The sequence below is a fragment of the Cellulosimicrobium sp. Marseille-Q4280 genome (assembly GCF_943181405.1).
Taxonomy (GTDB): domain Bacteria; phylum Actinomycetota; class Actinomycetes; order Actinomycetales; family Cellulomonadaceae; genus Cellulosimicrobium.
Map to the genome: position 1 here is coordinate 289,164 of NZ_CALPBY010000008.1, position 8,193 is coordinate 297,356.

At 74.1% G+C, this 8,193-nt stretch carries 8 protein-coding genes; 4 read left to right on the top strand and 4 right to left on the bottom strand.

Features of this window, described 5'->3' with window-relative positions; genetic code table 11:
* A complete protein-coding gene (locus tag NFS20_RS20205) occupies positions 1-621 on the bottom strand; it encodes a malonic semialdehyde reductase (protein WP_251153576.1) in 621 nt (206 codons plus the stop codon).
* 98 nt (positions 622-719) lie between these two features.
* On the opposite strand from NFS20_RS20205, the gene tsaD reads away from it, so the two are divergent.
* Both tsaD and NFS20_RS20215 read left to right on the top strand, forming a co-directional pair.
* Positions 720-1,787, top strand: a complete 1,068-nt coding sequence (gene tsaD / locus NFS20_RS20210) for a tRNA (adenosine(37)-N6)-threonylcarbamoyltransferase complex transferase subunit TsaD (RefSeq protein ID WP_251153577.1) — start codon at positions 720-722, stop codon at positions 1,785-1,787.
* Positions 1,784-2,779: a hypothetical protein gene (locus tag NFS20_RS20215; RefSeq protein ID WP_251153578.1), complete on the top strand. Its 996-nt coding sequence runs from the start codon at positions 1,784-1,786 to the stop codon at positions 2,777-2,779. The genes tsaD and NFS20_RS20215 overlap by 4 nt, the downstream gene beginning before the upstream one ends.
* Positions 2,780-2,786: 7 nt before the next feature.
* Here NFS20_RS20215 and NFS20_RS20220 read toward each other — a convergent pair whose 3' ends face one another.
* Together NFS20_RS20220 and NFS20_RS20225 are read right to left on the bottom strand one after the other, a co-directional pair.
* A complete protein-coding gene (locus NFS20_RS20220) occupies positions 2,787-3,923 on the bottom strand; it encodes a glutamate--cysteine ligase (RefSeq protein ID WP_251153579.1) in 1,137 nt (378 codons plus the stop codon).
* Positions 3,924-3,927: 4 nt separating this feature from the next.
* On the bottom strand, positions 3,928-5,196 hold the full coding sequence (locus NFS20_RS20225; protein ID WP_251153580.1) for a class I SAM-dependent methyltransferase: 1,269 nt from the start codon (positions 5,194-5,196) through the stop codon (positions 3,928-3,930).
* Between the two features lie 278 nt (positions 5,197-5,474).
* On the opposite strand from NFS20_RS20225, the gene groES reads away from it, so the two are divergent.
* On the top strand, positions 5,475-5,771 hold the full coding sequence (groES, locus tag NFS20_RS20230; RefSeq protein ID WP_021482870.1) for a co-chaperone GroES: 297 nt from the start codon (positions 5,475-5,477) through the stop codon (positions 5,769-5,771).
* 182 nt (positions 5,772-5,953) lie between these two features.
* Here groES and NFS20_RS20235 read toward each other — a convergent pair whose 3' ends face one another.
* Complete coding sequence (locus NFS20_RS20235; RefSeq protein WP_251153581.1) at positions 5,954-6,244, bottom strand: WhiB family transcriptional regulator; 291 nt, start codon at positions 6,242-6,244, stop codon at positions 5,954-5,956.
* A 295-nt stretch (positions 6,245-6,539) separates the two neighbouring features.
* Between NFS20_RS20235 and NFS20_RS20240 the strand changes: the two genes are divergently transcribed.
* On the top strand, positions 6,540-7,691 hold the full coding sequence (locus NFS20_RS20240) for a MerR family transcriptional regulator (protein WP_251153582.1): 1,152 nt from the start codon (positions 6,540-6,542) through the stop codon (positions 7,689-7,691).
* Positions 7,692-8,193: the final 502 nt, after the last annotated feature.

Here is an 8,193-nt window from a genome sequence, read left to right on the forward strand (position 1 = left end):
TCAGACGACGGCGACGGCCTGCTCGGCGGCGAGACGCGGGGCGCGCGGGTACGACGTGCCGGCACCGGCGGCGACGCCGACGTTGATGACGAGCAGCGACCGCCAGCCGTTCTCGGCGAAGAACTCGGCGTCGACGCCGTCGCGGTCCATGCCGTTCATCGGTCCGGTGGCGAGCCCCGCGGCGCGGAGCCCCACGAGGAGGTAGCCGGCCTGGAGGAGAGCGTTCGTGCGGGCCATCTCGTCCCGGACCTCCGGCGCACCGGCGAGGTTCTCGCGCATGCCCGGCACGTGGGGGAACAGGACGTCCATGTGCTCGTGGAAGGCGGGGTCGTACGCGACGACGAGGGACAGCGGAGCGGCGGCGACGCGCTCCTTGTTGCCGTCGGCCATGTGCGCGACGAGGCGCTCCCGGGCCTCGGCCGTGCGGACGGCGAGCACGCGCAGGGGCAGCGTGTTCATCGCGGTCGGGCCCCACTTGACGAGGTCGTACACCGCGGCGAGCTGCTCGTCGGTCACCTCCGCGTCGGTGAAGTCGCGCGTCGTCCGGGCCTCGCGGAAGAGGCGGTCGGCCGTGGCGTCGTCGATCTGCAGGGAGGCGGGGGCAAGGGTCTCGATGGTCATGCCCCGGGCAACGGTCAAGTCTTCAACCATCTTCCCGACAGAGCATGTGACGTGCGCGACAGCCCAGGGCTCGGCCTCCGCGCGACTACCCTGGGCCCATGGATTCTTCTGTGGTCGCGAGCGGCGGCGAGCCCCTCGTGCTCGGCATCGAGACGTCCTGCGACGAGACCGGGGTGGCGCTCGTCCGCGGTCGCGAGCTCCTCGTGGACACGGTCGCGAGCTCCATGGACGAGCACGCGCGGTTCGGCGGCATCATCCCGGAGGTCGCGTCGCGCGCCCACCTCGAGGCGATGATCCCCACGCTCGAGCGCACGCTCGGCACCGCGGACGTCGACCTGTCCGAGGTCGACGCGATCGCCGTCACCGCGGGTCCCGGGCTCGTCGGGCCGCTGACGATCGGCGCGTCCGCGGCGAAGGCGCTCGCCCTCGCGCTCGGCAAGCCCCTGTACGGCGTGAACCACGTCATCGGGCACGCCGCCGTCGACGAGCTCGTCCACGGCGCGTTCCCGGAGCGCGTGATGGCCCTCGTGGTCTCCGGCGGGCACAGCTCGCTCCTCCTCGTCGACGACGTCGCGACGTCGGTCACCGAGCTCGGCTCGACGCTCGACGACGCCGCGGGCGAGGCGTTCGACAAGGTGGGCCGCCTCCTCGGCCTGCCGTACCCCGGTGGACCGCACATCGACCGCCTCGCGCGCGAGGGCGACCCCACCGCGATCCGGTTCCCGCGTGGCCTCACGGCGCGCAAGGACCAGGAGAAGCATGCCTATGACTTCTCCTTCTCCGGTCTCAAGACGGCCGTCGCGCGGTGGGTGGAGGCACGGCAGGACGCCGGTGAGGAGATCCCCGTGCACGACGTCGCGGCCTCCTTCGCGGAGTCCGTCGCCGACGTCCTCACGGCCAAGACCATCGCCGCGTGCGAGCGGCACGGCGTCGACACCCTCGTGGTCGGCGGCGGGTTCTCCGCCAACTCGCAGCTCCGGGACATGGCCGCGAAGCGCTGCGCCGAGGCGGGCATCGAGCTGCGCATCCCGCCGATTCGGTACTGCACCGACAACGGCGCGATGATCGCCGCCCTGGGGTCCGCCGTCGTGCGCGCGGGAGTGGCGCCCTCGCGCCTCGACATCGGCGTCGACTCGTCGATGCCGCTCACCGTGACGCACGTGTGAGCAGCCCTCCCGAGCCGGGGCTCACCCCGGAGGAGGCGCTGCGCCGAGCGCAGGCGTGGTGGCACGCGGCGGCGACCTCGACGGGACCGTACCGCGCCGACGCCGAGCGCGCGGCGGCCTACTGGTCGGCGCAGCACCGGTTCCTCGTCGCCCAGGCCGCACCGCCGCAGCCCGTGCGTACGGACGGGTACGGGTACGTGGCACCCTCCGGCACGGCTCGTCGCGGCCGCGTCCGTCGTGGACGTGGTGCGATGGCCGGCCTCGTGGTGGTCGTCGCCGTCGCCGCGTACGTCCTGAACGCCCTCGGCGGGACGGACCCGGCAGACGCGGCGGGGCTCCCGACCGAGCAGGAGGGTTCCGTCCCGCCGCCCACCGTGTGGGAGGACCCGAGTCCCGACGCCGCGCCGTCGGCGTCGGGGGCGGAGGCCCGCTGGCGGGCGGGTGACCACGCCGAGCCGCTGCCCGACCCCGTGCCGGGTGGGACGTCGTCCGCGCCGGCCTTCCTGCCCGCCCACCCCGATCCCACGGAGTGGCTCCTCGCCCTCAACCCCGCGAACGAGGGGGTCGACGTCGTGTTCACCGACGACCCCGCCTACAACTGCGGGATGGTGCACGTCGAGGAGCACGACGCCTACGAGGACGGCGTGGCGGGCTGCTTCCACCCCTCCTACCCGCGGACCCTCTTCGTCTGGTGGGCGGACGGGGCCGACCCCGCGACGAAGGAGTTCCTCCTCGCGCACGAGCTGTCGCACATGATCCAGTGGTGGCACGACTTCGACGTCGTGCAGTCGGCCGTCGACTCGGGGTTCGCCGAGGACGACGAGTGGCAGCGTGCGGTCGAGACCGACGCGTCGTGCCGCGTGCTGTCGTGGGGCGGGTACTCGCGCGAGGCGGCGGACCGGTCGTCGTCGCCGTGCGGCACGGACGAGTGGTCCGAGGGGTGGCTCGCGGAGCGCGCCGCGGAGCGCGGCGTCGTCCTGCGGGACTACTGAGGGCGGTTCACAGCGGCCGGCCGGCGCGCATCTCGGCGACCAGCGAGCGCACGACGGCGTCCAGCTCGCCGCCGTTGCGCCGTGCCACGGCGCGCTGGCGCTGGTACGACGCGCCGCGCCGCAGGATCGTGCGGACCCCGTCGAGCTCGTCGAGGCACCCGAGCCGCGCGGCCACGGGCTCCAGCTCGGTGAGGAGTCGTGTCACGGCGTCGGTGACGAGCTCCTCGTTCCCCGAGCGGTCGAGGATGATGATCGCGTCCATGCCGTAGCGGGCCGAGCGCCACTTGTTCTCCTGCGCGAACCACGGGGGCAGCGTCGGCAGCTCGCGGCCCTCGTCGAGCAGTGTCGAGAAGTGCTCGACGAGGCAGTGGGTCAGCGCGGCGAGGGCGAGGAGCTCGGTGATGTTCGTCGTGCCGTCGCAGATGCGGGTCTCGAGCGTGCCGAACCGAGGGGCCGGGCGCAGGTCCCAGCGGATCTCGCTGAAGTCGTCGATCACGCCGGTGTGCAGCATGTCGGCGACGTAGCCCTCGAGGTCGGGCCACCCCTCGAACTGGAACGGCAGGCCTGCGGTGGGCAGCTGCTGGAACATCAGCGCGCGGTTCGACGCGTACCCGGTGTCCTTGCCGCCCCAGAAGGGTGAGCTCGCGGAGAGCGACTGCAGGTGCGCGAAGCACGTGAGCATCGCGCGCTGGATCGGCAGCACCTTGTCGCGGTCCTCGACGCCCACGTGCACGTGCACGCCGTAGATGAGCATCTGCCGCCCCCACCACTGGGTGCGGTCGATGAGGGTGGTGTACCTCTGCTTGTCGGTGACCTTCTGCTGCGCCCAGCGCGCGAACGGGTGCGTGCCCGCGCACATGAGCTCGACGCGCAACGGGTCCGTGACGGCGCGGATCTCGTCGATCGAGCGCTCGAGGTCCCTGCCCGCCTCGCCGACCGTGCGCCGCACGCCGCTGACCACCTCGACCGTGTTCAGCAGGAGCTCCTGCTTGATGGACGGGTGCTCGCCGCCCCCGGCGGGCCGGACGGCGTCGAGCACCGTCTGCGCGACCTGCCGCAGGTCGCCCGAGTCGGTGTCGACGAGCGCGAGCTCCCACTCGAGGCCGACGGTCGAGCGCTCCGAGCGCGCGAAGGGGATCTCCACGGCGTCAGCCCTCTCGCCCGGTCGCGATGGGCCGGTCCAGGGGGTCGACGACGAGCACGCGCTGCTGACCCCCGACCCGTGTGAGGACCAGCGTCGCCTCGGCGTCGCCGGTGAGCGCGAGCTGCTTGCGCAGCTGCTCGGGCGTCACGGCCGTCCCGCGCTTCTTGATGGTCAGGCGCCCGACGTCGCGCTCGCGCAGGTACGCGCGCAGCCGCTTGAGGCCGAACGGCATGGTGTCGAGCACGCGGTACCCGCGCGCGAGCCCGGCGGCGAGACCGTTCTCGCCCACCGGGGCGGGGGAGTCCGTCGTGACGTACGCGATGGTCCGGTCGAGGAGCCGGCCCTCGAGCTCCGCCGCCGCGTGCGCCACGAGACCCGCGCGGATCACCGCGCCGTCCGGCTCGTACAGGTAGTGCCCGACGTCGCCGGCGTCGGCCGTGACGTCGGCGTCGCCCGGGCGGTGCGCGAGCGCACGCGCGACGGTGTGCTCGGTCCCGTCGGCGTCGGTCCGGGTCGTGAGCACGAGCGCGGCGCGCCCGGGCCCCTCAGGGGCGAGCGGGCCGAACCACAGGGCGGCCTCCACGACGTCGCCGTCGACGGACACCCACTCGGTCTCCGCGTCGGCCGGCAGCCCGTTGTGGGAGATCCCGGGACCGACCTTGATGCCCACCGCCGGGACCCGGTCGCGCAGGGCCCACACGGCGTCGAGCGGCGGGGCGTAGGCCCTCGGGTCGAACACGCGCGACCCGGAGCGGGTGCGCCGCGCGGGATCGGCGTAGACGCCCTCGACGCCCTCGGCCGCGAGGTCGAGCGCGAGCCCGTCGCCGTGGCGCACCTCGGCCTCGGGGAAGTGCCGCAGGTTGACGGTCGCGAGGGCGGCGGTGAGCTCGTCGACGTCGGTCGCCAGCACGTGGAGGCCGGTCCCGGCGAAGGCGAGCGAGTCGGCGCCGATGCCGCACGTGAGGTCGGCGACCTTGGTGACGCCGGCCCCGAGGTAGCGCTGCGCGTGCCGGACCGCGACGACGAGCCGGGTCGCCTGCTCGAGGCCCGGCTGGGTGAAGAGCATCCCGTCGGCGAACGCCCCGAACTTGGCGCGTGCCGCGGCCCGCAGGCGCGACTGCGTGAGCGCGGCCGCGGCCAGGTCGGGGTCGACGCCCTTCGCCCGCAGGCCCGCCGAGAGGACGAGGGCCTGGTGCTCGTCGTAGGGCGGCAGCGCTCCGAGCAGGGCCCAGCCCTCGGGGCTGAGCAGCTTCGACAGCGCGGCGGCGTCCATGCGTCGATCCTTCCACGGACGTGCGCCCGCGTGCGCCCGGGACCGACGAGGTGCCGATCGGCGAGCGCGGTGGTCCGTGCTGCGTCGCCCTGCGCGAACACGCTGGCACTCGCCTTGACCGAGTGCTAACCGCGACCTAGATTGGGCAGCGGGTCGGCGCCGTCAGCGACGGTGGCCACCCCACGAGCGACCCGGCTGCCGGCACCCGCGACGACGGCCAGCCACGGTGCGCTCGACCCAACCGTCAGCAGTTCTCATCGCGAAAGGGGAGGTCCGACGTGTCGGTCCCCATCAAGCCGCTCGAGGACCGGATCGTCGTGAAGGCCCTCGAGGCCGAGACCACGACCGCATCCGGCCTGGTCATCCCGGACACCGCCAAGGAGAAGCCCCAGGAGGGCGAGGTCCTGGCCGTCGGTCCGGGCCGTGTCGACGACAACGGCAACCGCGTCCCCCTGGACGTGACCGTCGGCGACAAGGTCATCTACAGCAAGTACGGCGGCACCGAGGTCAAGTACGGCGGCGAGGACTACCTCGTCCTGTCCGCGCGCGACATCCTCGCCGTGGTCGTCGGCTGACCCAGCCGGCAGCGAACGCCACAGGGCCCCGCGACCGTCATGGTCGCGGGGCCCTGTCGTGCCGCCGACGGGTCGCCCCACCCGTCGTGGCGTGCCGGCGCGCTCGTGGTGAGCGCGCGCACCGACCGGTCTGCCGTGCCGCTGCGGTGCGTCGTCGGACCGCAGCGGTCAGCCGTCCGGGGTCAGCCCGTCTTGCGCGCCGACCCGGCGAGGATCGCCGCGCGCTCGTCCTCGCTCAGCCCGCCCCACACGCCGTAGGGCTCGCGCACGCGCAGCGACTGCTCGCGGCACTGCATCATCACCGGGCACGAGTGGCAGATCGCCTTCGCGGCCTCCGCGCGTCGTCGTCGCGTCGAGCCTCGCTCGCCCTCGGGGTGGAAGAACAACGTGTCGTCCTGATCGCGGCACGAGCCCTGGTACTGCCATTCCCAGAGTTCCATCACCGGTCCGGGGAGCCTCGAGATCTCTGCCATGGCGAACAACCTACAAGCGTTGCAGAGGTTGTTCAAGTCCCTGTGTCGATCTCGTGAATCCGCAGGTCGTGGCGAGGTCTCGACGCGCGTGCCTCCAGCATCGCGCCAGGCGACCGGTCGCGCGGGCGCGACCTCGGACCGAGAGACGCCGGCGGCGCGATGCCACGACGGTCTGGCGCGTTCGTCCGCACCGTGAACAAGTGCTGCACAGCGCGCGGCGCGAACGAGGTCACGGTGTGGTCGAGGTGGGGTCCGGCGAGTGGCGGGACCTGGTGGTGATCGGCAGAATCGATCCATGACCTCCGTGCGGTCCGCCCCCGACCCCGAGGGAGCCCGACCGACCATGTCCCACAGTCCCGGTCTCGCCGTCGCCGTCGTCGCCCGACGCCTCGGCGTCGCTCCGGCGACCCTGCGCACCTGGGACAGGCGCTACGGGCTGGGCCCCTCCGAGCACCAGGCGGGCTCGCACCGTCGCTACACCGACGACGACGTCGCGCGCCTGTTCATCATGCGGCGCCTCACGCTCGAGGGCGTGGCCCCGGCGGACGCCGCCCGGAACGCCCTCGCGGCCGACGGCGACGAGCTCGCTGCCCACCGTGGGACGAACGCGACCCTCGAGTCCGTGGACGCGACCGTCGACGCCGACGACCTGGACGGTTCCGACGACGCCGACGAGGACGAGGACGACGGCGGCCCGGCCCCGCGGGGCGTCGGGCCGCGGCCGTTCCTGCGCGCCGTCCCGGGCGGGGAGAAGCGCGGTCCCTCGGCACCCCGGATCGGCGGGCTGCGCGACGCGCGGCCCGTGACGGTCTCCGACGCCGTCGACGCGGCCATCGCCTACGACCAGCGCACGTGCGACCGCCTCCTGCGGATCCCGGCGGGCGTCGACCCTGCCGACTGGTGGTCCGACCTGGTGGAGCCGGCGCTCGACCGTCTCGCCGAGCGCACGGTCCTCGCGACCTCCGGCGAGGTGCCCGAGGTCGTCCTCGCGAACGCGACGCTCGGTGCGCTGCGCGAGTACACGCAGTCGCGCGAGGACGCGATCGTCGCCGCTGGCGGCCCGCCGCGCAACCACCCCAGCCGCATGCGCCGCATCGTGCTGGTGTTCGCCGCGCCCGACGAGCCGCTGCCCCTCGCCGCGCACGCGCTCGCGGCCGCGCTCGGCGCGCACGGCGCGATGGCACGGATCGTCACCGGTCCGGCGAACGTCCACCGCACGCTCGAGCTCGTGACGATGGTCCGGCCCGCGGCCGTCGCGATGGTGACGACGCAGACGCGGCCCGACCTCGGCATCGTGCACGCCACCTTCGAGGCCAACCCCGGGCTCCCGGTGTTCGTCGGCCTGCCCAGCGACGACGTCGCAGCCGACCTCCCGCTCGCGCCGACGGTGCACCGCGTGCGCAGCTTCCCGGGGCTGCTCCACGAGCTCCTCGCCGTCGTGCGCTGACCACCGCGCCTCGGCCGGACGGGGCCCGCCGGGCACGCGGCGGGCGATCCGGGGACGGGTCTCGCGCTGGAATACCGGGCGGCCTCGCGGCGTAGAAGTCGGAGGGGACCTCCTCGCCCGCCCCCCGTTCCACGCCTGTCTCTTATTCACACCCGACGCCGCCGGCGGAGGAGGGCGCGGGCGGCCCGGCGGCCGGGGACCCGGCGGCCCCCCGTTCCCTGGACGACCTCCCCGCCGGCCGGGACCAGCCACAGGTGGGCGGCGGAGCACGGACGGCCGCGCACAGAGCGGCCGGCGGGGGGCGGGGGCGCGGAGCGCGTGCGGGCTCTTCAGGATCCTGGGAGCGCGGTCCTCCCCCGCGCACCTCTGGTTCTGCCCGCCGATCGTCACCGGGACGGTCATCCTCATCATCGGCGTGACCCTCATGGACGTCGCCGCGGGCTGGATCACCGCCCAGGGCGAGAGCGCGGCGCCGTCGGACCTCGCGCTCGCCGCGGGGACG